The organism is Streptomyces sp. McG3, assembly GCF_018619185.1.
GTDB lineage: Bacteria > Actinomycetota > Actinomycetes > Streptomycetales > Streptomycetaceae > Streptomyces.
In genome coordinates, this window is record NZ_JAAXYC010000105.1 from 1 (window position 1) to 24,195 (window position 24,195).

A 24,195-nucleotide genomic window follows, 5' to 3' on the forward strand; every position below is an offset into this window, starting at 1 on the left:
GGGCCGGGCTCGTGGCCGTCTCCCCGGTGGCGACCACCAGCGCGGGGCGCGCGTCCTGGACGATGTAGGCGATGCGGTCGGCATGGGACGAGCCTGGGGCCGGGGCGCGGCCGGCCCTAGACTTTCGGCTGGAGACGAATGTCCGGGCCGCGAGCGAGGGGGAGGCATGCCGTTCCAGCTGCACTTCGGCGAGAGCGATCTGCTGCGCTGCCGGTTCGCGCTGTCACCGCTGTTCGAGACCCAGGAGGCGGTGCGCACCCTGCACCGCACCGGCCGCCACGGCTACCACCTGCCGTGGCTCCGCCGGATCCGGGAGGCGTCCGGGGCGCTGGCCCTGGAGCCGCTGTGGCTGCTGATGCCGGCCGTCGGCCACAACCCGGACTTCATCTGCCCGCCGCCGATCGGGCCGCTCGCGACGTTCGAGGAGGAGATCGCGGCCGTCCGGGCGGTCGATCCGGAGGTGGCGCGGGCCGACATGGCGCTGGCCCTGGCGGACCGGCCCGGCGGGACAGCGTCGGCGACGGGCCGGCGGCTGCTGGCCGATCCGGCGCGGGCCGTGCGCGAGCTCGCCGACCTGCTGGAGCGGGCCTGGCAGGCGCTGATCGAGCCGTACTGGCCCCGGCTACGGGCCCTGCTGGAGGCGGACATCGCCTACCACTCGCGGCGGCTCGCGGACAGCGGGCTCGAACAGCTGCTGGGCGAACTGAGCCCCCGGCTGAGCTGGAACGGCGCGACGCTCACGGTGGCCGGGACCCAGGGCGACCACGAGCGGGTGCTGGGCGGGCAGGGGCTGGTCCTGATGCCGAGCGTCTTCGTCTGGCCGGAGGTGGTGGGCGGCCACGAGGAGCCGTGGCGGCCGGGGCTGATCTACCCGGCGCGCGGCATCGGCGGGCTGTGGAGCGAGTCCGGCGACCGGACCCCGGAGACCCTCACCCGGCTGCTCGGCCGGGTCCGGGCCGATGTGCTGTGCGCGCTGGACGAACCGGCCGGGACGAGCGCGCTGGCGCACCGGCTGGGCCTCGCCCCCTCGTCCGTGTCGGCCCATCTGTCGGTGCTGCGCGGGGCGGGGCTGCTGGCCTCGCGGCGCTACGGACACCAGGTGCTGTACGAGCGCACCCCGCTGGGGATCGCGCTGGCCGCCTCGGACTGACGCGCGCCGGGCCTCGGCCCTGTCGTCGAACTCCCGCCTGCCCCCCGGCGCCATGCGCGCACTCCCGCCGTACCGGGCACGCGCCCGAGTTGGGCCAGTACGCGGACGTGCGCCCGGCACACCGAGAGCACGTCCGACCCCGCGGGGCCGCCCTCCGGGGCGACGACGGGAGTTCGACGACAGGACCTGGCGGCGCACGGGTCACGGACGGTGTCGCACCGCCACTCTCAGTGACCGTTATGTCAGGATTGCCCACGCCTCCCTGTGTTCCGTGTCCGTGAGTCATCACCGTCCGAGGGGTCTGGATGTCCGGCCGCAGAATCGTCCCCCGCGCTCTCCCCCGTACCGTCCCCGTCCTGGCCGCCCTCACCCTGGCGACCGTTCTCACCGCGGGCTGCTCGACACCGGAACCGCGCGTCACGCGGACCGCCGACGCGGCGGACGAACTCGTCCGGGGAGAGCCCGCCCCGAGCGCGGCCTCCCCGTACTGGGTCGACCCGAACAGCGACGCGGCGCGCCAGGTGCGCACCTGGGAGAAGGAGGGGCGCGGGGCGGAGGCGAAGATCCTGCGGCGGATCTCCGGCCGGCCGGTGGCCGACTGGCCCGCGTGGGACGACCCGGCCCCGGGGATCCGGGCCGCCGCGAAGTCCGCCGCCCGCACGAAGAAGACCATCCTGCTGGTGGCGTACAACATCCCGCACCGCGACTGCGGGCTCTACTCCGCGGGCGGCGCGAAGGACGCGGACGCCTACCGTTCCTGGATCGGCGCGTTCGCCGACGCCATCGGGAACGCTCCGGCGACCGTGATCCTGGAGCCGGACGCCCTCCCCCACATCACGGACGGCTGCACCCCTCCCGAGCACCACGCCGAGCGCTACCAGCTCCTCTCCGAGGCGGTGGACACGCTGGGGGCCCGGCCGAACACCCGGGTCTACCTGGACGCGGGCAACCCGGACTGGATCGACGAGCCGTCCAAGATGGCGGAGCCGCTGCGCCAGGCGGGCATCGACCGGGCCGACGGCTTCTCCCTGAACGTCTCCAACTTCCAGTCGAACGGGAGCGTGAAGACGTACGCGAAGCGGCTCTCCGACGCCGTGGGCGGCTCGCACTTCGTGATCGACACCAGCCGCAACGGCAACGGCCCCCTGTCCGGGGGCCGTGAGGAGGCCTGGTGCAATCCGCCGGGCCGGGGGCTCGGCACGCCGCCGACCACCGACACCGGCGACGAGCGGCTCGACGCCTATCTGTGGATCAAGCGGCCGGGCGACTCTGACGGCACCTGCCGGGGCGGCCCGCCGGCCGGCGACTGGTGGCCGGAGTACGCGCTCGGCCTGGCCAGGCGCGCCGCCTCCTGAGCCCGGTCGCGGCGCGCCCCCTGGGTCAGGCGACCTTGACCCACTTCGCCTCGGAGGGAACGTCGTCGGTGTCGGTGACGAAGAGCATGTACCAGCCGGGCGGCACCAGCGTGGGGTCGTCCGGCACGGTCACGCTCACCTTGCCGTCGCCCTTCTTCAGGCCCAGTTCGATGGAGCGCTGCTCCACGTCGGTGGTGTGGGTGACGGCGCTCGGCCGCATCAGGCGGGCCGTGGCGATCCGGTCGGCGTCGGCGCTCTCGTACGTGACCGTCGCGCCGCGCTCGGCGTTCTCGGGGCCCTTCCCGATCACCGGGCGCTCGTCCTCGCCGCGGTGCAGGGCCGGCGGGGTGTAGACCTCCATGCGCTGCTCGAACTTGCCGAGCTTGGTGTTGTCCTTGTCGCCGTAGAGGGAGTCGGAGCCGAAGGTCGCCACCCGCCCGTCGGGCAGCAGCAGCGCCTCGGAGTGGTAGTTGCGCCCCACCGTCGGCTCGGCCGCCTCCTTGAAGCTGTTGGTCTCCGGGTCGTAGGTCTGCGCCTTCAGGATGTTGCTCGCCCCGCGGCCCCGGTAGTCCTCGGATCCGCCGCTGGTGAAGACGGTGTCGTCGGGCATGATCACGCTGTTCAGATAGCGCGTGCCCTGCGGCAGGTCGGGGCCCGGCTCGAAGGCCGGGCTCGCCTGCTTGAGGTCGATGACCGCCGTGCGGGCGGTGGACTTCTTGGACTCGCCGACCCCGCCGCCGCCGAGCACCATCACCTTCTGGTCCTGCACGGGCGGCAGCAGCAGCGAGGCCGCCGTCTCCAGCTGGTCGGTGTCGGTCAGTCCGGGCACCTTGGTGAAGGTGTTCTTCTTGATGTCCCAGATACCGGGCTCGCGCCCCTTGTCCGCCGGGCCGTAACCGGCGTTGGCACCCGGGTAGAAGAGCTTGCCGCCCTTGGTCAGGAAGAGCGCCGGATAGGTCGGGAAGTAGTGGAAGGGACCCTTGGACCACTTCTTCGTCTTCGGGTCGTAGATCTCGTTGTCGCCCGGGAGGATCGCGCCGACGTCGTCGAGGCCGGAGGCGGAGAGCACCCGGCCGTCCTCGAGACCGACGAGCGTCGGATACCAGCGGGCCTCCTTCATCGGGTCGACCTTGATGTACTTCTCCGCCGTCGGGTCGAACTCGTAGGCGGCGCGGATCCCCTGGAAGTCCTGCTTGTCCATGGTGATCTTCTCGGCGAGGCCGTAGGAGTTCCCGGCGGCCTTCCCCTTCAGCCCGACGATCTCGTACTGGGCGGCGTCCGTCGCCACCGCGTCGGGGCCGTCGTCCACCGCCTCGACGAAGACCCGTTGCTCGGAGGCGGTCACCTTGGTCTTCCACGGCTTCATCTGTCCGCTCTCGAAGTAGTCGACCTCGAACTCGCGCTTGGCCTTGGGGACGGTGACGTCGAACTTGGCCACGTACTCGGCGCCGGAGGGCGAGCGGAAGACCGTGCCCTTCTTGAGCTTCAGCGGCTTGTCCGGGTTCTCGTTCTTGACCCGCATACCGCCGCCGGCCCGCTTCACCTTGTCGTCGAGCACCTCGTAGCGGGCGGTGCCGCCCGCGATCAGGAGGCGGCCGTCGGGGAGCTGGGCGTGGCCGCCGCAGAAGAAGTCCTCGGGGGTGGGGATCTTCTGGAAGGTGTTCTCGGCCGGGTCCCAGAGCACGGTGTCGAAGGTGCCCTCGTCGAAGTTCTTCTCGTCGTTGCCGGAGCCCGCGACGATCAGCACCTTGCCGGTGTGCAGGAGCGCCGCGTGGATCGCGTTGGTCCGGTACTCCTTCGGGATGTCCACCCGCTCCCAGGAGCCGTACTCCGCCTTGTACTCCGGCTGGTCGATCTTGTACGCGTGGTACCTGTCCTCGGCGAAGGACAGGGCGGCGGGAGCGTTCAGCCCGGCGAGCAGCACCACCGCGCCGCCTCCCAGGAGCGTCTTCCTCATCTGCTTCGAGGGCCGGTAGGCCATGGGTCAGTTCCCTCCTGCGGTGGTGGCGGTGGTGCCGGCGCTCGCCGCCGTGGTCGCCGACGGGGCGGGGCCGGCGACATAGACCGGTTCGGGCGGCGGGGGCGCCGGGACGGGGACGGCCCGCGCGGCCTCGGCGCGCCGGTCCTGCCGGACGGTCCAGGCCCAGACGGCGACCGGGGAGAGGGATATCGCCAGCCCCAGCGCCGCCCAGGTCCGCATCGCCACATGGGTGTGGTCCAGGTAGACCGACGCGGCGAGCGAGGAGAGCAGGACCGCCGCCCAGGAGAGGTGGATACGGAAGGTGAGCAGCCGGTCCGGGGAGGCCTGGCCGCCCTTGGGCGTGACGACGAACCGGCCGTCGGTGCGCAGCACGGCCGAGCCCAGCGACTTCAGGTAGATCGGTGCGGAGAGCGCGGACATGGCCATGCCGGCGAGACCACCGGAGCCCTCGGGCTCGTGCGGGGAGACGTTGTGCCGGCGGTTCCAGAGGTAGAGCCCGATCTGGAGGGCGGCGGCGTCGCTGTAGAGCATCAGCCAGATGGAGGCGGCGACCTGGGTGCCGGACGCCCCGAACCAGAGGAAGAGCACACAGCTGCCCACGCCGAGCAGCCAGTTGACCGCGGTCATCGGGTAGTAGACGAGCATCAGCGTGTAGCTGAGGAGCCGGCCGGGGGGCACCCGGAACAGCGCCTTGCCGTACTGCTTGAACAGCGTCTCGTACGTTCCCCGGGACCAGCGCAGCTGCTGCGTGAAGAAGTCCGTCCAGGAGGCGGGCCCCTCGCCCACGGCGAGCACGTCGGGGGTGTAGACGGAACGCCAGTAGTGCCCGGTGCGCGGGTTGCGGCGGCGGTGGATCTCGAAGCCGGTGGCCATGTCCTCGGTGATCGAGTCGTACAGGCCGCCGACCTGCCGCAGCGCGGCGATGCGCACGACGTTGTTGGTGCCGACGAACATCGGGGCGCCGTAGCGGTTGCCCGCGCGCTGGATCAGGGCGTGGAAGAGGAACTGCTGCGATTCGGCGGCCTTGGTGACGGCCGAGTCGTAGTTCCCGTAGACCTGCGGGCCGACGACGAAGGCGACGTCCGGGTCACGGAAGTAGCCCATCATCCGTTCCAGGAAGTTGGGCATCGGCACGTGGTCGGTGTCGACGGAGGCGAAGAAGTCGTAGTCGCCGCCGTGCAGGGCGATCCAGGCGTTGTAGTTGCCGTGCTTCGTCTTCGCCTTGTGGACGCCCTTGTCACGGTTCCACTCGGGGACCCCGCGCCGGGTGAAGTGGTGGACGCCCAGCTCGGCGCAGAGCATCCGGGCCCCGGGGTCGTCGCCCTCGTCGAGCAGCCAGACGTCCAGCGGGCCGGAGTGCCTCAGGCGTACGGCGCCCTTGAGGGTGGCGCGGACCATGGAGAGCGGTTCCTTGCCGGGGACGTACGTGGTCAGGAAGGCGACCTTGGTGCCGGGCTCGGGCGTCACCGGGACCGGGTCCCGCGCGACGAGCGTGGCGTGCGCGATGGAGACCACGTTGACCAGCATGAACAGCTCGATCAGCGCGATCGACACGAGCATCACGGTGTCGGCGACGACCAGCCAGCGCTCCCCGTTCTCCCGCTCGGTCCAGTGCGTGGGCCAGACCAGGTACAGCAGCAGGACGCCCGTGAGCACCGGGGCGAGGGTCATCAGCAGGACGGCTCTTATTCGGTGCTTCTCCGTCGAGAGCAGACTCTTGTACCGCACCCGGTACCCCGTCGGCTCCGGCTCCGTGAGCGGACCCGCGAGCCGGCTGTAGGTGTCGTAGTCGTAGCCCTCCGACCGCACCGTGCCTCCCACTGTCGAACGGGTTGATATCCCCACAGAAAGGGACGGCTAACGGCGTGTCGACTTGGCGGGTCCGAGTGAGCGGTTTTTGGTCCGGAGCCGGAAAAGCCCCCGACCGTGTGGCGCCGGGGGCTTTTCGGGTGAACGGGAACGTGCCGCGCGGACCGTGCGTCAGGAGGCGAGGTGGCGCTCCACCGTCTCGACCTTGGAGGTCAGGCCGTCGGTGACGCCGGGACGGATGTCGGCCTTCAGTACCAGGGAGACGCGGCCGGCGCGGGCCTCGACGGCGGCCACGGCGCGCTTGACGACGTCCATGACCTCGTCCCACTCCCCCTCGACGGAGGTGAACATGGCGTCCGTGCGGTTGGGGAGCCCGGATTCGCGCACGACCCGCACGGCGTCGGCGACGTACTCCCCGACGTCCTCGCCGACACCGAGCGGGGAGACGGAGAACGCGACGATCATGCGCTGACCGTGCCCTCGCGGCGGGCGCGGGCGGCGATGACGCCGTCGGCCTCGTACCCCTTCAGGAGCTTGTCGCCGTAGAGCCCGCCGAAGGGGATCAGGGACAGGACGAAGAAGAGGGCGACGCGCTTGAGCGGCCACTTGGCCTTCATCCAGACGTCGAGCAGGAACACGGCGTAGATCACGAAGAGCACGCCGTGGATCATGCCGAGCGGCATCATCAGGAAGTCGATGTCCGAGACGCGGCTGAGGACCGAGCCGAAGAGGATCAGGGCGGGGAAGGACAGCGCCTCGGGAATCGAGATGAGGCGCAGCCGGTGCAGGGCGGAAGCGGTCTTGATGTCCACAGGGGCACCTTCGGTGGGAGGGTCGCGAGGGCTTGTGAACCCAGGCACAAGCCGCCCCCATTGTGGCATCGCGACGGGGCGCCCCCGGCGGCGGGGGCCACCCCGTCCGCCGGTGCGCGTGTCGCCGCATATCAGGGCCGGTCCGGGTGCGCATCAGGGACGTAACGGTTACGGAGTCCCTGGCCCGGGTGCGGCGCGGACGGCTACCGTCGTCACGTGGCGATGTTCCGACTCCAAGGCAGCAAGACGCTCGCCGTCGACCTGACGGGCGATGCCGTCAAGGCGAAGAACGGCTCGATGGTCGCGTACGACGGCCGGATGTCCTTCAAGAAGATGTCCGGCGGCGGTGAGGGGCTCCGCGGCATGGTGACCCGCCGGCTGACCGGCGAGCAGATGACGGTGATGGAGGTGTCCGGGCAGGGCACCTGCTACTTCGCCGACCGGGCGAGCGAGATCAACCTGGTCTCGCTGCGCGGCGACACCCTGTACGTGGAGTCGAGCAATCTGCTGGCCACCGACGCCGGGCTGCGCACGGGCACGACGTTCACCGGGCTGCGCGGCGGGGCGAGCGGCAACGGTCTGTTCACCACCACGGTGGAGGGCACCGGGCAGGCGGCGATCACGTCCGACGGCACGGCCGTCCTGCTGCGGGTGTCCCCGCAGTATCCGCTGATGGTCGACCCCGGCGCGTACATCGCCCACCAGGGCCGGCTCCAGCAGAGCTTCCAGGCGGGGGTGAACTTCCGGACGCTGATGGGCGAGGGCTCCGGCGAGGCGTTCCAGATCCGCTTCGAGGGCGACGGCCTGGTCCATGTGCAGCCGAGCGAGCGCAACACCGTCGGGGGCGATGTCTGATGCCGTTCCGGGAGATCAACTCCAAGATGGTCGAGGCCACGCTGGCCCCGGGCCAGAAGCTGTTCAGCCAGCGCGGCGCGATGCTGGCGTACCGGGGCGAGGTGTCCTTCACCCCGAACATCCAGGGCGGTCAGGGCGGCGTCGCGTCGATGATCGGCCGCCGGGTGGCGGGCGAGTCGACGCCGCTGATGACGGTCGAGGGCTCGGGCACGGTGATGTTCGGCCACGGCGGCCACCACATCCAGGTGATCGAGCTGGCGGGCGACACCCTGTACGTGGAGGCCGACCGGCTGCTCGCGTTCGACGGGACGCTCCAGCAGGGCACGATGTTCATGGGCTCGCAGGGCGGGGTGATGGGCATGGTGCGCGGCCAGGTGACCGGCCAGGGCCTGTTCACGACCACCCTCAAGGGGCACGGCGCGGTCGCGGTGATGGCGCACGGCGGGGTGATCGAACTGCCGATCGCCCCCGGCCGGGACGTCCACGTCGATCCGCAGGCGTACGTCGCCCATCACGGTGACGTGCGGAACAAGCTCTCCACGGCCGTCGGCTGGCGGGACATGGTGGGGCGGGGCTCCGGCGAGGCGTTCCAGCTGGAGCTGAGCGGCAGTGGTGCGGTGTACGTCCAGGCGTCGGAGGAGAAGCTGTGAGCACGCCCGTGGTCCTCGACCCGATGACGCTGCCGTCGGACGACAACGTCAACTCCTACACCTTCTGCGTGGAGCTCAAGGGGAGCCGGTGGTTCCTGCAGAAGGGCAAGATGATCGCCTACTACGGGCAGATCCAGTTCGACGGCATCGGGCACGGCCGGTTCGAGCGGCTGGTGCGGTCCAGCTTCCACTCGCCGCTGCACGCGAGCGACTGGGTGGTGGCCGAGGGCAGCGGGAAGATGCTGCTGGCGGACCGGGCGTTCGATGTGAACTCCTTCGACCTGGAGGACGGGAACCTCACCATCCGGTCCGGGAACCTGCTGGCGTACCAGCCGACGATGGCCCTGAAGCAGTCGATCGTGCCGGGGTTCGTGACGCTGATCGGTACGGGGAAGTTCGTGGCCGCGTCGAACGGCCCGGTGGTGTTCATGGAGCCGCCGCTGCGGGTGGATCCGCAGGCGCTGGTGGGCTGGGCCGACTGCCCCTCCCCGTGCCACCACTACGACCACGGGTACATGACGGGCGTGATGGGCGGCATCCGGTCACTCACGGGGATCGGCGGGACGTCGGGCGAGGAGCACCAGTTCGAGTTCGTCGGGGCGGGCACGGTGCTGCTCCAGTCGAGCGAGGTCCTGATGGCGGAGCAGGCGGCGGGCGTGGTCCCGAACGAGCCGGGCGTTCCGGGCGGCGGGGGTCAACCCGGATCCGCTCCGCGCATGCCCGGCCAGCTGGGGGACCTCCAGCGTCGCTTCGGGTTGTGAGCGGTAGTCTGCGGAGTGTGACGTCGAACGTCTGCGCCCAGCCGTCGATGCTTACCGACGGGCCCCTCGGCACTCCCGCGGGCCGGGGGTGCCGGTCGTCACACCCCCCAATTTCGTCCGGCTTTCAACTTCTTAGGTAGAATCCATATATGGAGACCGAGACGGCCACCCGCTGGCTGAACGACGCGGAGCAGTGCGCCTGGCGCACCCACCTGGACGTCAGCAGGCTGCTGATGCACCAACTGGAGAAGGACCTCCAGCCGTTCGGCCTGACCATGAACGACTACGAGATCCTGGTCAACCTCTCCGAATCGGACGACCAGCGCATGCGGATGAGCGACCTCGCCGCCGCCACCCTCCAGTCCAAGAGCCGGCTCTCGCACCAGGTCACCCGCATGGAGACCGCCGGGCTGGTCCGCCGCACCCACTGCGAGTCGGACCGGCGCGGACTGTTCGCGGTCCTCACCGAGCACGGCGCGGAGATCATGCGCAAGGTCGCCCCGCACCACGTCGCCTCGGTGCGGCAGCACTTCATGGACCTGCTGTCCCCCGAGGCGCTCGCCGGCCTGCACGCCGCGCTGACCCCGATCGCGGAACACCTGCGCGGCAAGCGCGGCAAGCTGTAGGCCCCGGGACCGTCAGGCGGAGCGGGGCAGCCACAGCCGGAAGGCCGCACCTCCCTCGGCCGCCGCGTGCACCGTCAGCGTCCCGCCGTGGCGCGAGGCGACGTCCCGGGCGATGGCCAGCCCCAGTCCCGCGCCGCCGTCGTCCCGGCTGCGGGCGTCGTCGAGCCGGACGAACCGTTCGAAGATCCGCTCCCGCTCGTCCTCGGGCACGCCCGCCCCGTCGTCCCCGACCTCCACCCGTACGCCGCGCCCGTCGGCCGCCACCGACACCGCGACGCTCCCCTCGGCGTGCCGCTGGGCGTTGTCCAGCAGATTGCCGATCACCCGGGACAGCTGCCCGCGCGACCCGCTCACCTCGAACGCGCCGCCCTCCGGCACCTCGACGCTCACCGCGATCCGGTCCCCGGTCCGCTGCGACACCTCCTCCCGGACCAGCGCGCCCAGCTCCACCGTGGCGTTCCCGGGCTTCTCCCCCGCGTCCAGCCGGGCCAGCAGCAGCAGATCCGCCGCCAGCACCTGGAGCCGTACGGTGTCGGCGACCGCGCCTGGCAAGTCCAGCAGCTCCGGATGGGCCTCGGCCACCTCCAGCTGGGTGCGCAGCGAGGCGATCGGGGAACGCAGCTCGTGCGAGGCGTCCGCGACGAACCGCCGCTGCCGCTCCACGGACGCCTCCAGGACGGTGAGCGTCTCGTTCGTCGTGCGGGCCAGCGCGGCGATCTCGTCCCGCGAACCGGGTTCCGGCACCCGGCGGGCCAGGTCCTCGGACGCGGTGATCGCCGCCATCTCGCGGCGGATGCCCTCGACCGGCCGCAGGGCCCGGCGGGTCACCAGCCAGGTCACCCCGGCGACGACCACCAGGAGCACCGGCAGCCCGGTGAGCATCGCCCCGCGCACCGTGTTCACCGCCTCCTGCTCGGCGGCGAGCGGTGCGCCCGCGTACACGGTCAGGGTGACGCCGTCGGGGGTGGTCGCCTCGACGGCGGCGAAGCGGTAGTCGGCGGTGGTGCGGTCGACGGTGGCGGTGCCGTCGGAGAAGTCCGGGTCGTCGGAGGAGACCTCGCTCCGGCCGGGGCGGCTGCCGTCATCGTCGTCGTCGGCGCTGTCGTCGTCGTCCCCGTCCCCGTCCCCTTCGCCGGGCGACGGTGAGGCCCCCGCCGAGGCCGAGGGCACCGGGGTGACGCCGCTCGTGCCGGTGCCGGTGACGGCCCGCAGGTCCTTGGAGACGATGACGACGCGCCCCTCCTCGTCGGTCACCTGGACCGGGTGGTCCTCCTCGTCGTCCAGTTCCAGTTCGTCGTAAGGGGTGTCCGTGGCCAGCTGTCCGGCCACCTCGCGGGCCGCCACCTCGGCCTGGAGGTCCGCCTGGTCGATCAGGTTGGCCCGCAGGACCAGGAGCACGGCGAGGCCGGCCGCCACCAGGGCGACGGCGACGACCAGGGTGGCCCCGAGGGCGGCCCTGGCCCGTACGGACCTCACTTCGCCTCCAGCCGGTAGCCCGCGCCGCGCACGGTACGGATGGCACTCGCGCCGAGCTTGCGGCGCAGGGTGGAGATGTAGACCTCGACGATGTTCGGATCGCCGTCGTAGGCGAAGTCCCAGACGTGCTCCAGGATCTCCGCCTTGCTGACGACCTGGCCCGCGCGCAGGGCGAGCTGCTCCAGCACCGCGAACTCCTTGGCGGTGAGCGCGATCTCGTCCTCGCCGCGGATCACCCGGCGGGCGGCGGTCTCGATGCGCAGCGGCCCGACGGTCAGGACGGGCGCGGCCGTGCCGGCTCCCCGGCGGCGCAGCAGGGCGCGGACCCGGGCGACGAGGACGACGTAGCTGAAGGGCTTGGTCAGGTAGTCGTCGGCGCCGGTGTCCAGGCCCTCGGCCTCGTCGTACTCGCCGTCCTTGGCGGTCAGCATGAGGATGGGCACCTCGTGGCCGGCGGCGCGCAGGTTCGAGCAGACGCGGTAGCCGTTCATGCCGGGCAGCATGATGTCGAGGATCACCAGGTCGTGGACGCCCTCGCCGGCCCGGTGCAGCCCTTCGAGCCCGTCGTGCACGACATCCACGGCGAAGCCCTCGGCGGTCAGTCCCCTGGCCAGGGACACCGCGAGGCGCTTCTCGTCCTCCACGATCAACAGGCGCATGCGCACAGCCTCGCAAACTCAACCTGAAGGCGCCTTCAGGTGGCTTCAGGTTGCGTTCAGCAAGGTCCCGGCAGTGTGGGTCACGTCGAACAGCAGCAGCTCTCGGGAGGAACCCTCATGAAGCGCAACGTCACCATCGCAGCGATCACCGCGGCCGTGCTCATCGGCGGCACCACCGCCGCCACCGTCGCCTTCGCGGACGACGGTGACCGCCGGGGCGGCACGTCCACGCAGCAGCCGGCCGGCACGGACCGCGACGACCGCGACGACGACCGGTCCTACGCCGACGCGGAGGCCCCCCGGACGGACGGCGGCGCGAAGAGCACCCGGATCACCCTCGACCAGGCCGTCGCCGCCGCCCTGAAGAGCGTCCCGGGCACGGTCACCGAGGCCGAGCTGGACGATGACGACGACGACCGCGACCGCGCGGTCTGGGAGCTGGACGTCCGCGGTTCCGACAAGAAGTGGCACGACGTGACGGTGGACGCCGGGAACGGCAAGGTCCTGAAGACCCGCGACGACGACAACGACGACCGCGACCGGCACGCGCCCCGCTCCTCCGCCGTCACCCTGAACCAGGCGGTGGACGCGGCTCTGAAGACCGCGCCGGGCAGCGTCACGTCGATCGACCTGGACGACGACGATGACGACGACGACAGCCGGGGCAACGTCCTGCGCTGGGACATCGACATCACGGGCAAGGACGGCCGGCAGCACGAGCTGCGGGTCGACGCGAAGACCGGCAAGGTCACCGTGGACCGCGACGACGACGGCGACGACCGTGACGACCGCGCGGACGACCGCAACGACGACCGGGACGACGACCGGGATGACCGGGACGGCGACGACAGCTGACGGAAGCCCGGGCGGGCATCGGTGGAGCAGCTGAAGGCCCCCGGGCGGCGTGTACGCCGCCCGGGGGCCTTCAGCACGTGCTCAGGAGCTTCCCGTCAGCCCCGCCACCAGCTCATCGGCCGCCGCGTACGGGTCCAGGGTCCCCGCCACGATGCGCTCGGCCAGGGCGTGCAGCCGACGGTCGCCGCGCAGGTCGGCGATCCTCTCGCGGAGCGCGGTGACGGCGATCGTCTCGACCTCGTGCGCGGCGCGGGCGGTGCGGCGCTCGGCCAGTACGCCGTGCTCCTCCATCCAGGCCCGGTGCTTCTCCAGGGCCTCGACGACCTCGTCCGTGCCCTGGCCCCGGGCGGCGACCGTCTTCACGATCGGGGGGCGCCAGTCGCCGGGGCCCCGGGACTCCCCCAGGCCCAGCATGTGGTTCAGCTCGCGGGCGGTGGCGTCCGCGCCGTCCCGGTCCGCCTTGTTGACCACGTAGACGTCGCCGATCTCCAGGATCCCGGCCTTGGCCGCCTGGATGCCGTCGCCCATACCCGGGGCGAGCAGCACGACGGAGGTGTCGGCCTGGGAGGCGATCTCCACCTCGGACTGGCCGACGCCGACCGTCTCCACGAGGACCACGTCGCAGCCCGCCGCGTCCAGCACCCGGATGGCCTGTGGCGCGGACCAGGCGAGGCCGCCCAGGTGGCCCCGGGTCGCCATCGAGCGGATGTAGACGCCCGGGTCGGAGACGTGGTCCGCCATCCGGATCCGGTCGCCCAGCAGCGCCCCGCCGGAGAACGGCGAGGACGGGTCGACGGCGAGGACGCCGACCCGCTTGCCCGCCCGGCGGTAGGCGGAGACCAGGGCCGAGGTGGAGGTGGACTTGCCGACGCCGGGCGAGCCCGTGAGCCCGACGACGTAGGCGTGACCGGCCAGCGGCGCCAGCGCGGCCATCACCTCCCGCAGCTGCGGGGACGCCCCCTCCACCAGCGAGATCAGCCGGGCCACCGCACGCGGCCTGCCTGCTCGCGCCTGCTCGACCAGCGTGGGGACATCCACGTCCACGTTCACCGCTCCGTATCTCTACGCTCTGCCCCGGAACCCGTACGGGCCCGGAATCCGTACGGGTACTACTTGCCCGGGACGCGGATGATCAGCGCGTCGCCCTGACCCCCGCCGCCGCACAGCGCGGCCGCGCCGGTGCCGCCGCCGCGCCGCTTCAGCTCCAGGGCCAGGTGCAGGACGATCCGGGCGCCGGACATCCCGATGGGGTGGCCGAGCGCGATGGCGCCGCCGTTGACGTTGACCTTGTCCGAGGTGACGCCCAGGTCCTTCATGGACTGGACGGCGACGGCCGCGAACGCCTCGTTGATCTCGATCAGGTCGAGGTCCTCGACCGCCAGGCCCTCCTTCTTCAGGGCGTGCCGGATGGCGTTCGAGGGCTGCGACTGGAGGGAGTTGTCGGGGCCGGCGACGTTTCCGTGGGCGCCGATCTCGGCGATCCAGTCGAGGCCCAGCTCCAGTGCCTTCGCCTTGCTCATCACGACGACCGCGGCGGCGCCGTCGGAGATCTGCGAGGAGGTGCCGGCGGTGATCGTCCCGTCCTTGGCGAAGGCCGGGCGCAGCTTGCCGAGGGTCTCCGCGGTCGTCTCGGCGCGGATGCCCTCGTCCCTCGCGAAGAGGACCGGGTCGCCCTTGCGCTGCGGGATCTCGACCGGGGTGATCTCGGCCTCGAAGAGACCGTTCTTCTGAGCGGCGGCGGCCCGCTGGTGGGACTGCGCGCCGATCACGTCCTGGGAGGCGCGGTCGAGACCGAGACGGCCGTTGTGCTTCTCGGTCGACTCTCCCATCGGGATGTTCTCGTACGCGTCGGTGAGACCGTCGTGCGCCATCGAGTCCAGCATCCCGATCGCGCCGTACTTGTGGCCCTCACGGGACTTGGGGAGCAGGTGCGGGGCGTTGGTCATGGACTCCTGACCGCCCGCGACCACCACGTCGAACTCCCCGGCGCGGATGAGCTGGTCGGCCAGCGCGATGGCGTCGAGCCCGGACAGACACACCTTGTTGACGGTGAGCGCGGGGACGTTCATCGGGATGCCGGCCTTGACCGCGGCCTGCCGGGCGGGCATCTGGCCCGCACCGGCCGTGAGCACCTGACCCATGATCACGTACTGGACCTGGTCACCGCCGATGCCGGCCCGGTCCAGGGCGGCCTTGATGGCGAAACCACCGAGATCGGCGCCGGAGAAGCTCTTGAGGGAGCCGAGGAGGCGGCCCATGGGCGTCCGGGCGCCCGCGACGATCACTGAGGTGGTGGTACCGGTCGTTGCTGGCATGGGCACGGCCCCTTGGGATCGGATGTGAACGAGGGTTTACCTGAATGTACTGAGAGGCACCGCGCCCGTCATCCGGCAACCGGTGTGACGGCGCGCACGTTGCGTAACCGTGGCGAGAGCGGCGTACGGGCTCCATGCTGATTCCATGCTGACGCGAATCGATCACATCGGGATCGCCTGTTTCGACCTGGACAAGACCGTCGAGTTCTACCGTGCCACGTACGGCTTCGAGATGTATCACTCCGAGATCAACGAGGAGCAGGGCGTCCGGGAGGCGATGCTCAGGATCAACGGCACGTCGGACGGTGGGGCCTCCTACCTCCAACTGCTGGAGCCCACCCGGGAGGACTCGGCCGTCGGCAAGTGGCTGGCGAAGAACGGGGAGGGCGTGCACCACATCGCCTTCGGCACGGAGGATGTGGACGGGGACGCCGCGGACATCCGTGAGAAGGGCGTCCGGGTGCTGTACGACGAGCCCAGGACGGGGTCGATGGGGTCCCGGATCACGTTCCTGCATCCCAAGGACTGCCACGGTGTCCTCACCGAACTGGTCACGAGCAGGACGGAGCACTGACCACCGCATACCCGGCCCGGTAGAGTGGGCGGCTCCGGGCCGGGGCCGGGTCGGGGCCGTACCGCGTCCTCGTCGTTTGTCTGTCACCATTCCCCGGGGGACTCACGCCGGCGAGCAGTGCTCGTGCGGAGAGTTACGACCAGGGTTGGGGTCTCCCCCGCTGTGGGGCATCCCTGCTCGAACGAAGTCGAGAGCGGGGAAGAGTTGAGATCTCGGGGAAGGATGGGACCGCGCAGTGCGGGGCTACGAACGCCAGGAGAGCCACCGAGCTGAAGACGACCATCTCTCGCGGTTCGAAGCCGAGATGGACCGGCTGAAGACCGACCGGGAGAAGGCTGTCCAGCACGCCGAGGACCTCGGATACCAGGTCGAGGTCTTGCGTGCCAAGCTGCACGAGGCCCGGCGCAATCTCGCGACCCGTCCCGCCTACGACAGCGCGGACATCGGCTACCAGGCCGAGCAGATGCTGCGGAACGCGCAGGTACAGGCCGAGCAGATGCGCAGCGACGCCGAGCGCGAGCTGCGCGATGCCCGCGCCCAGACGCAGCGGATCCTCCAGGAGCACGCCGAGCACCAGGCGCGTCTGCAGGCCGAGTTGCACACCGAGGCCGTCCAGCGCAGGCAGCGGCTCGACCAGGAGCTGGCGGAACGCCGCCAGACCGTCGAGTCGCACGTCAACGAGAACGTCGCCTGGGCCGAACAGCTTCGCGCCCGCACCGAGTCGCAGGCCCGCCGGCTGCTGGAGGAGTCCCGCGCCGAGGCCGAGCAGGCGCTGGCCGCCGCCCGCGACGAGTCCGCCCGGCTGGCGGAGGAGACCCGTCGGCGCACCGGCTCGGAGACCGAGACCGCGAGGTCCGAAGCCGAAGCGATCCTGCTGCGCGCCCGCAAGGACGCCGAGCGGCTCCTCGGGGCCGCCTCCGCCCAAGCGCAGGAGGCCACCAGCCACGCGGAGCAGCTGCGCTCCAGCACGACCGCGGAGACCGACCAGACCCGCCAGCAGACCGCCGGGCTGAACCGGTCCGCCGAGCAGCGCCTCTCGGAGGCCGAGACCCGGCTGCGCGAGTCCCGCCTGGAGGCCGAGAAGCTCCTCTCCGAGGCGAAGGACGGCGCCGCCAAGCAGTTGGCCGCCGCCGAGTCGCAGAACGAACAGCGCACCCGTACGGCCAAGTCGGAGATCGCCCGGCTGGTCGGCGAGGCCACCAAGAGCACCGAGGCGCTGAAGGAAGAGGCCGAGCAGGCACTCGTCGACGCCCGCGCCGAGGCGGAGCGGCTGGTCGCCGAGGCGGGCGAGAAGGCCCGTACGGTCGCCGCCGAGGACGCCGCCGCCCAGCTGGCGAAGGCGGCCCGCAGCGCCGAGGAGGTGCTCACCAAGGCCTCCGAGGACGCGAAGTCGACGACGAAGGCGGCGAGCGAGGAGGCCGAGCGGATCCGTCGCGAGGCGGAGGCCGAGGCGGACCGGCTGCGCGGCGAGGCCGCCGAGCAGGCCGACGAGCTCAAGGGCGCGGCCAAGGACGACACCAAGGAGTACCGGGCCAAGACGGTCGAGCTCCAGGAGGAGGCCCGCCGGCTGCGTGGCGAGGCCGAGACGCTGCGCTCCGAGGCGGTCGCCGAGGGCGAGCGGATCCGGGGCGAGGCCCGCCGCGAGGCGGTCCAGCAGCTGGAGGAGGGCGCCCGCACCGCAGAGGAGCTGCTGACCGAGGCCCGCTCCGACGCGGACGAGCTGCGCACCAAAGCGAACGGCGAGAGCGAGCGCATCCGCGCCGAGGCCGCCGAGCGGGCCGCGACCCTGCGCAAGCAGGCCGAGGAGACGCTGGAGCGCACCCGGGCCGAGGCCGACCGGCTGCGGGCCGAGGCCGAGGAGCAGGCGGCGGCCGTCACGGAGGCGGCCGAGCGGGCCGCGACCGAGCTGCGCGAGGAGACCGAGCGCGGTGTCGCCGCCCGGCAGGCCGAGGCCGCCGACGAGCTGACCCGGCTGCACACCGAGGCCGAGTCCCGGCTCGCCGCCGCCGAGGAGGCGCTCGGCGAGGCCCGGACCGAGGCCGAGCGGGTCCGCCGCGAGACGAACGAGGAGGCGGAGCGGCAGCGCGCCGAGGCCGCCGAGCGCGTACGGGCGCTGACCGAGCAGGCCGGCGCGGAGGCCGAGCGGCTGCGCGACGAGGCCGCCGCCGACGCCGCCCAGTCCCGTGCCGAGGGCGAGAACGTCGCCGTACGGCTGCGTGGTGAGGCCACCGCCGAGGCGGAGCGGCTCAAGTCCGAGGCGCAGGAGAGCGCCGACCGGGTGCGCGCGGAGGCCGCGGCCGCCGCCGAGCGGGTCGCGGCCGAGGCCGCCGAGGCGCTGACCGCCGCCCAGGAGGAGGCCACGCGCCGCCGCCGGGAGGCCGAGGAGATCCTCGGCGCGGCCCGGACCGAGGCGGAGCAGGAGCGCGAGCGGGCCCGCGAGCAGAGCGAGGAACTGCTCGCCTCCGCCCGCAAGCGGGTCGAGGAGGCCCAGGCCGAGGCGCACCGGCTGGTCGAGGAGGCGGACGCCCGGGCGACGGAACTGGTCGCGGCGGCCGAGCAGACGGCCCAGCAGGTACGGGACTCCGTCGCCGGTCTGCAGGAGCAGGCCGAGGAGGAGATCGCCGGACTGCGCTCGACGGCTGAGCACGTCGCGGAACGCACCCGGGGCGAGGCGCAGGAGGAGGCGGACCGGGTCCGCTCCGACGCGCACGCGGAGCGGGAGCGGGCCTCCGAGGACGCGATCCGGCTGCGCCGGGAGGCGAACGAGGAGGCGACCCGTCTCCGGCGGGAGGCCGAGGAGGAGACCGACGCCGCCAAGGCGCTGGCCGAGCGGACGGTCTCCGACGCGATCGGCGAGTCGGAGCGGCTGCGCGCGGACACCTCCGAATACAGCCAGCGGATGCGCACCGAGGCGTCCGACGCGCTGGCGTCGGCGGAGCAGGACGCGTCGAAGGCCCGTGCCGAGGCCCGGCAGGACGCCAACCGGATCCGTTCGGAGGCGGCGGCCCAGTCGGACCGGCTGATGGCCGAGTCGGCCAACGAGAGCGAACGCGTCCGCAACGAGGCGGCCCAGGCCTCCGAGCAGCTCGTCGTCGAGGCCACCACGGAGGCCAACCGCCGCCGGGCCGAGTCCACCGAGCAGGCGGACCGGATGCTGGCCGAGGCGACCGGCGAGTCCGAGCGGCTGCGCGCGGAGGCGGCGGAGCGGCTCGGCTCCGCGCAGGAGCACGCGGCCCGCACCCGCGAGGAGGCGACACGGCTGCACGCGGAGGCGGAGTCGGCGTCCGAGGAGATGCGCTCCGACGCCCGCCAGGAGGCGGACCGGCTGCTGGACGAGGCGCGCGAGGCCGCGGCCAAGCGCCGTGCGGACGCGGCCGAGCAGGCGGACCAGCTCATCAACAAGGCGCGGGAAGAGGCGCTGCGTACGGCCACCGAGGCCGAGGGGCAGTCCGACACGATGGTCGGCGCGGCCCGCAAGGAGGCCGGGCGCATCACCTCGGAGGCGACCGTCGAGGGCAACACCCTGGTCGAGCGCGCCCGTACCGACGCCGACGAACTGCTGGTCGGCGCCCGGCGCGACGCGACGGCGATCCGGGAGCGGGCCGAGGAGCTGCGGACCCGGCTGGAGAGCGAGATCGAGGAGCTGCACGAGCGGGCCCGCCGGGAGACGTCCGAGCAGATGAAGACCGCCGGCGAGCGTGTCGACAACCTGATGAAGGCGGCGACCGAGCAGCGCGACGAGGCCGAGTCGAAGGCCAAGGAGCTGATGGCGGAGGCCAATTCGGAGGCGAGCAAGGTCCGTATCGCCGCGGTGAAACGGGCCGAGTCGCTGCTGAAGGAGGCCGAGACGAAGAAGGCCGGGCTGATCCGCGAGGCGGAGAAGCTGCGCGCCGACGCCGAGGCCGAGGCCAGAGCGACGGTCGACGAGGGCAAGCGCGAGCTGGACGTCCTGGTGCGCAGGCGCGAGGACATCAATGCGGAGATCTCCCGTGTCCAGGACGTGCTGGAGGCGTTGGAGTCTTTCGAGGCTCCGACCGGGGGCGGGAAACCGGCCGGCGGTTCCGCGGGAGGCGCCAAGGCTCCGGCGGCGGCGGGTACTCGGTCGGGGGGCAAGTCGTCCGAGCGGTGACCGATCCGCGGTGTGCCGTGCTTCGTCATGGACATTCAAGCCTTCGAGTGGCAAGCACTCCGGGGGTCAGCCACTCAAAAGGGGTGTCATTCTCCAGATCAAACCGGCATCTTCACGCTGACACGCCGCCATGGCCCCTAGGATTCCCCCTATCACCTCACCGGTCTCATTCGACAGGAACCTCATGAGTGACCCTTCCTCCCCCTTCGGCTTCGAGCTCGTGCGACGAGGCTACGACCGCGGTCAGGTGGACGACCGCATCACCAAGCTCGTCGCCGACCGTGACAGTGCCCTGGCCCGAATCACCTCTCTGGAAAAGCGCATCGAGGAGCTGCACCTCGAGACGCAGAACGCCCAGGCCCAGGTAAACGACGCCGAGCCGTCGTACGCCGGTCTCGGCGCCCGTGTCGAGAAGATTCTCCGCCTCGCCGAGGAGGAGGCCAAGGACCTGCGCGAGGAGGCCCGTCGCGCGGCCGAGCAGCACCGGGAGCTCGCCGAGTCGGCGGCCCAGCAGGTGCGCAACGACGCCGAGTCGTTCGCCTCCGAGCGCAAGGCGAAGGCCGAGGACGAGGGCGTCCGCATCGTCGAGAAGGCCCAGGGCGAGGCGAACACGCTCCGCACCGACGCCCAGAAGGACGCCCAGCAGAAGCGCGAGGAGGCCGACGCCCTCTTCGAGGAGACCCGCGCCAAGGCCGCCCAGGCCGCGGCCGACTTCGAGACCAACCTCGCCAAGCGCCGCGAGCAGTCGGAGCGCGACCTCGCGTCCCGCCAGGCCAAGGCCGAGAAGCGTCTCGCCGAGATCGAGCACCGCGCCGAGCAGCTCCGCCTGGAGGCCGAGAAGCTCCGCACGGACGCCGAGCGCCGGGCCCGCCAGACGGTGGAGACCGCCCAGCGCCAGGCCGAGGACATCGTCGCCGACGCCAACGCCAAGGCCGACCGGATCCGCAGCGAGTCGGAGCGCGAGCTGGCGGCGCTCACCAACCGCCGCGACTCGATCAACGCGCAGCTGACCAACGTCCGCGAGATGCTGGCGACGCTGACCGGCGCCGCCGTGGCCGCCGCCGGCTCCCCGGTGGAGGACGAGCCCGCGACCCGCGGTGTCCCGGCCCAGCAGACCCGCTGACCTCCGGCGCGGGTAAGTACCCCGTGTGCGCCCGGTTCCGCCTTTGTGGTGGCGCCGGGCGCTCGGGCGCTCTAGCGTGAACGCATGATCGAGCTCGAGGGACTCACCAAACGTTTCGGCAGCAAGATCGCCGTCGATCATCTGTCGTGTCAGGTCAGACCGGGCATCGTGACCGGCTTCCTCGGCCCGAACGGGGCGGGCAAGTCCACCACGATGCGGATGATGCTCGATCTCGACAACCCGACCAGCGGTACGGTGCGCATCGACGGCAAGCACTACCGCGAACTCCAGGAACCGCTGAAGTACATCGGGGCGCTCCTCGACGCCAAGGCGATGCACGGCGGCCGCAGCGCGTACAACAACCTGCTGTGCCTGGCGCAGAGCAACCGCATCCCGAGGAGCCGGGTCGACGAGGTGCTCGACATGGTCGGCCTGAGCGCGGTGGCGAAGAAGAAGTCCAAGGGGTTCTCCCTCGGCATGGGCCAGCGGCTGGGCATCGCGTCCGCGCTGCTCGGCGATCCCGAGATCCTGATGTTCGACGAGCCGGTCAACGGACTGGACCCCGAGGGCATCCACTGGATCCGCAATCTGATGAAGGCGCTCGCGTCGGAGGGCCGGACGATCTTCGTCTCGTCCCACCTGATGAGCGAAATGGCGCTGACCGCCGACCATTTGATCGTGATCGGCCAGGGCAAGCTGCTCGCCGACACCTCGATGGCGGACTTCATCCAGGAGAACTCCCGCAGCTACGCGCGGCTGCGCTCCCCGCAACAGGAACGGCTGCGCGACGTGCTGCACCAGGAGGGCTTCACCGTCGTCGAGACGGCGGGCGGCGTCCTGGAGATCGACGGCGCCACCACCGAGGAGTTGGGTGAGCTGGCCGCCAGGCACCAGCTGGTGCTGCACGAGCTGAGTTCCCAGCGGGCCTCCCTGGAGGAGGCGTTCATGCAGATGACCGCCGGTTCGGTGGAGTACCACGCCCATTCGGACCGGGACCCGGCGGCCGAACCACCCGCGGTGGGAGCCGACTGGGGCGAGAACTGGAACAAGCCCGGCGGCACCGACGGCAAGGGGGCGTGACGACCATGGCATCCGTACCCGCGGTTCTCACCTCGGAATGGACCAAGATCCGGTCGGTCTCCTCGACCACCTGGACACTCATCGCCGCGTTCGCCGTCACGGTCGTGATGGGCGCGGCGCTGAGCGCCCTGCTGAACGCCACGTTCGACGACCTCTCCGAGGCCGAGCAGGCCACGTTCGACCCGACTTTCGTCAGCTTCTCCGGGACGGTTCTCGGCCAGCTCGCGATGGTGGTGTTCGGGGTGCTCGTCGTCGGCACCGAGTACAGCTCCGGCATGATCCGCACCTCGCTGGCGGCCGTGCCCCAGCGCGCGACCTTCCTCCTCAGCAAGATCACGGTGGCCGGTGCGCTGGCCCTCGGTGTGGGGCTGCTCACCAGCTTCGTCTCGTTCTTCCTGAGCCAGGCCATGCTCGGCGACCGGGGCACCGACATCGGCGCGGACAACGTGCTGCGCGCGGTCGTCGGCGGCGGGCTCTACATGGGGCTGATCGCGATCTTCTCCATGGGAGTGGCGGCGATGCTGCGCAGTTCCATGCTGTCGCTCGGCATCCTGATGCCGTTCTTCTTCCTGGTCTCGCAGATCCTCGCCGCGGTGCCGGGCGCCAAGAGCGTCGCCCGGTACTTCCCCGACCAGGCCGGTTCGAAGATCATGCAGGTCGTCCCGGACGCGTTGAACACCGACCCGGCCCCGTACGGCCCCTGGGCCGGACTCGGGATCATGGTGCTCTGGGTGCTCGCGGCGGTGCTCGGCGGCTTCCTGGTCCTGAAGAAGCGGGACGCGTAACGGTCCGCTCGCACGCAGTGCGCAACTTGGCCGGAACCGTCAGCGCCTGGTTATCCTCCTAACTCTTACGGGGGTGCGCGGCCGGGTGGCCCGAGCCCCGAACGACAGAGTGAGTCGATGGGGCTGGAGAATGATCGAGGCAGTCGGCCTGACCAAGCGCTACGGCGCGAAGACGGCCGTGGACGACCTTTCCTTCCAGGTGCGGCCGGGGGCCGTCACCGGGTTCCTCGGTCCCAACGGGTCGGGCAAGTCCACGACCATGCGCATGATCCTCGGCCTGGACCGCCCCACCGCAGGTCACGTCACGATCGGCGGCCACCCCTACCGCGACCTGCCGAACGCCCCGCGCCAGGTGGGCGCGCTGCTGGACGCCAAGGGCGTGCACGGCGGACGCACCGCCCGCAACCACCTGCTGTCCCTGGCCCAGCTGGCCGGCATCCCGGCGGCCCGGGTCGATGAGGTGCTGGGCGTCGTCGGCCTCCAGGACGTCGCCAAACACCGCTCCAAGGGCTTCTCACTCGGGATGGGGCAGCGGCTCGGGATCGCGGCCGCGCTGCTCGGCGATCCGCAGGTGCTGCTCTTCGACGAGCCCGTCAACGGTCTCGACCCGGAGGGCATCCACTGGGTCCGCAATCTGATGAAGATGCTGGCCGCCGAGGGGCGCACGGTCTTCGTCTCGTCCCACCTGATGAGCGAGATGGCGCTGACCGCCGACCATCTGATCGTCATCGGGCGCGGGCGGCTGCTCTCCGACATGAGCGTCACGGACTTCATCTCCGCCAACTCCGCCGACTTCGCCCGGGTCCGGGTGCCCACGGACGGCCCCGAGGACCGGGAGAAGCTGACGGCCTCGCTCATCGAGGCGGGCGGCCGGGTCATGACGGAGCCGGGCGGGGCGCTGCGGGTCACCGGGCTGCCGCTGCGGAGGATCAGCGACCTGGCCCACGGGTGCGACGTACGGCTCTGGGAGCTGTCGCCGCACCAGGCCTCCCTGGAGGAGGCGTACATGCGCCTCACGCAGGGCCTGGTGGACTACCGCTCGACGGACGACGCCAAGGCGGGGCTCGTGGAGCCGCTCCCCCAGGACCCGTACGGGGGCGCCGACAGCTTCGCGTACCCCGAGCCGGTGGAGGTGCCGCAGGAGGGCTGGTACGCCCCGCCGCCGCCCGTTCCGGGCCGGAGTCCCGCACCCGCGGCGCC

Annotated in this window: 22 protein-coding genes; 13 read left to right on the forward strand and 9 right to left on the reverse strand. The window is 71.7% G+C overall.

Annotation, left to right across the window (positions count from 1 at the left end; genetic code table 11):
* A partial coding sequence (locus HET64_RS18615; protein ID WP_215107048.1) for a hypothetical protein occupies nucleotides 1-184 on the reverse strand: 184 nt, incomplete at its 3' end.
* Between HET64_RS18615 and HET64_RS18620 the strand changes: the two genes are divergently transcribed.
* Both HET64_RS18620 and HET64_RS18625 read left to right on the forward strand, forming a co-directional pair.
* Entirely contained in the window at nucleotides 167-1,150 is a 984-nt protein-coding gene (locus HET64_RS18620; protein ID WP_215107050.1) for a DUF5937 family protein, read from the forward strand. The genes HET64_RS18615 and HET64_RS18620 overlap by 18 nt on opposite strands.
* 305 nt (nucleotides 1,151-1,455) lie before the next feature.
* On the forward strand, nucleotides 1,456-2,505 hold the full coding sequence (locus HET64_RS18625) for a glycoside hydrolase family 6 protein (RefSeq protein WP_215107053.1): 1,050 nt from the start codon (nucleotides 1,456-1,458) through the stop codon (nucleotides 2,503-2,505).
* Between the two features lie 25 nt (nucleotides 2,506-2,530).
* Here the strand turns inward: HET64_RS18625 and HET64_RS18630 are convergent, their stop codons facing one another.
* From HET64_RS18630 to HET64_RS18645, 4 genes are all read right to left on the reverse strand, one after another.
* Nucleotides 2,531-4,486, reverse strand: coding sequence for a kelch motif-containing protein (locus HET64_RS18630; RefSeq protein WP_215107054.1), 1,956 nt, complete (start codon nucleotides 4,484-4,486; stop codon nucleotides 2,531-2,533).
* A gap of 3 nt (nucleotides 4,487-4,489) precedes the next feature.
* Entirely contained in the window at nucleotides 4,490-6,295 is a 1,806-nt protein-coding gene (locus tag HET64_RS18635; RefSeq protein ID WP_215107056.1) for a glycosyltransferase family 2 protein, read from the reverse strand.
* Between the two features lie 171 nt (nucleotides 6,296-6,466).
* Nucleotides 6,467-6,760 (reverse strand): MTH1187 family thiamine-binding protein, encoded by a 294-nt coding sequence (locus tag HET64_RS18640; protein ID WP_215107058.1) that lies wholly within the window; start codon nucleotides 6,758-6,760, stop codon nucleotides 6,467-6,469.
* Nucleotides 6,757-7,107 (reverse strand): DUF3817 domain-containing protein, encoded by a 351-nt coding sequence (locus HET64_RS18645; RefSeq protein WP_103531759.1) that lies wholly within the window; start codon nucleotides 7,105-7,107, stop codon nucleotides 6,757-6,759. Before HET64_RS18645 ends, HET64_RS18640 begins: the two co-directional genes overlap by 4 nt.
* Nucleotides 7,108-7,329: 222 nt before the next feature.
* Between HET64_RS18645 and HET64_RS18650 the strand changes: the two genes are divergently transcribed.
* The 4 genes from HET64_RS18650 (at nucleotide 7,330) to HET64_RS18665 (ending at nucleotide 9,999) form a co-directional block, all read left to right on the forward strand.
* Nucleotides 7,330-7,962: an AIM24 family protein gene (locus tag HET64_RS18650; protein WP_215107085.1), complete on the forward strand. Its 633-nt coding sequence runs from the start codon at nucleotides 7,330-7,332 to the stop codon at nucleotides 7,960-7,962.
* Nucleotides 7,962-8,612, forward strand: coding sequence for an AIM24 family protein (locus HET64_RS18655; RefSeq protein ID WP_097934887.1), 651 nt, complete (start codon nucleotides 7,962-7,964; stop codon nucleotides 8,610-8,612). Before HET64_RS18650 ends, HET64_RS18655 begins: the two co-directional genes overlap by 1 nt.
* On the forward strand, nucleotides 8,609-9,373 hold the full coding sequence (locus HET64_RS18660; protein WP_215107060.1) for an AIM24 family protein: 765 nt from the start codon (nucleotides 8,609-8,611) through the stop codon (nucleotides 9,371-9,373). The genes HET64_RS18655 and HET64_RS18660 overlap by 4 nt, the downstream gene beginning before the upstream one ends.
* A gap of 149 nt (nucleotides 9,374-9,522) precedes the next feature.
* Complete coding sequence (locus tag HET64_RS18665) at nucleotides 9,523-9,999, forward strand: MarR family winged helix-turn-helix transcriptional regulator (protein WP_215107062.1); 477 nt, start codon at nucleotides 9,523-9,525, stop codon at nucleotides 9,997-9,999.
* Between the two features lie 12 nt (nucleotides 10,000-10,011).
* On the opposite strand, the gene HET64_RS18670 is transcribed toward HET64_RS18665, so the two are convergent.
* Nucleotides 10,012-11,475: a sensor histidine kinase gene (locus HET64_RS18670; protein ID WP_215107064.1), complete on the reverse strand. Its 1,464-nt coding sequence runs from the start codon at nucleotides 11,473-11,475 to the stop codon at nucleotides 10,012-10,014.
* Nucleotides 11,472-12,134: a response regulator transcription factor gene (locus HET64_RS18675; RefSeq protein WP_215107066.1), complete on the reverse strand. Its 663-nt coding sequence runs from the start codon at nucleotides 12,132-12,134 to the stop codon at nucleotides 11,472-11,474. The genes HET64_RS18670 and HET64_RS18675 overlap by 4 nt, the downstream gene beginning before the upstream one ends.
* A gap of 117 nt (nucleotides 12,135-12,251) precedes the next feature.
* Here HET64_RS18675 and HET64_RS18680 point away from each other — a divergent pair, with 117 nt between their 5' ends.
* On the forward strand, nucleotides 12,252-12,989 hold the full coding sequence (locus HET64_RS18680) for a PepSY domain-containing protein (RefSeq protein WP_215107068.1): 738 nt from the start codon (nucleotides 12,252-12,254) through the stop codon (nucleotides 12,987-12,989).
* Nucleotides 12,990-13,070: 81 nt separating this feature from the next.
* Here the strand turns inward: HET64_RS18680 and meaB are convergent, their stop codons facing one another.
* A complete protein-coding gene (gene meaB, locus HET64_RS18685; protein ID WP_215107070.1) occupies nucleotides 13,071-14,039 on the reverse strand; it encodes a methylmalonyl Co-A mutase-associated GTPase MeaB in 969 nt (322 codons plus the stop codon).
* 59 nt (nucleotides 14,040-14,098) lie between these two features.
* A complete protein-coding gene (locus HET64_RS18690) occupies nucleotides 14,099-15,304 on the reverse strand; it encodes an acetyl-CoA C-acetyltransferase (RefSeq protein WP_215107072.1) in 1,206 nt (401 codons plus the stop codon).
* A gap of 145 nt (nucleotides 15,305-15,449) precedes the next feature.
* Between HET64_RS18690 and mce the strand changes: the two genes are divergently transcribed.
* The 6 genes from mce to HET64_RS18720 all read left to right on the forward strand — a co-directional run.
* A complete protein-coding gene (gene mce / locus HET64_RS18695) occupies nucleotides 15,450-15,878 on the forward strand; it encodes a methylmalonyl-CoA epimerase (protein ID WP_215107075.1) in 429 nt (142 codons plus the stop codon).
* 235 nt (nucleotides 15,879-16,113) lie between these two features.
* Complete coding sequence (scy, locus tag HET64_RS18700; protein WP_215107077.1) at nucleotides 16,114-20,007, forward strand: polarized growth protein Scy; 3,894 nt, start codon at nucleotides 16,114-16,116, stop codon at nucleotides 20,005-20,007.
* A gap of 184 nt (nucleotides 20,008-20,191) precedes the next feature.
* The gene (locus HET64_RS18705) at nucleotides 20,192-21,130 is read left to right on the forward strand and encodes a hypothetical protein (protein ID WP_056700540.1); all 939 of its coding nucleotides are present in this window, start codon (nucleotides 20,192-20,194) and stop codon (nucleotides 21,128-21,130) included.
* Between the two features lie 84 nt (nucleotides 21,131-21,214).
* On the forward strand, nucleotides 21,215-22,210 hold the full coding sequence (locus tag HET64_RS18710; protein ID WP_215107079.1) for an ABC transporter ATP-binding protein: 996 nt from the start codon (nucleotides 21,215-21,217) through the stop codon (nucleotides 22,208-22,210).
* 5 nt (nucleotides 22,211-22,215) lie between these two features.
* Nucleotides 22,216-22,995 (forward strand): ABC transporter permease subunit, encoded by a 780-nt coding sequence (locus tag HET64_RS18715; RefSeq protein WP_215107081.1) that lies wholly within the window; start codon nucleotides 22,216-22,218, stop codon nucleotides 22,993-22,995.
* Nucleotides 22,996-23,125: 130 nt separating this feature from the next.
* Nucleotides 23,126-24,195: ABC transporter ATP-binding protein (locus tag HET64_RS18720; protein WP_215107083.1), on the forward strand; the 1,070-nt coding region annotated here is incomplete at its 3' end.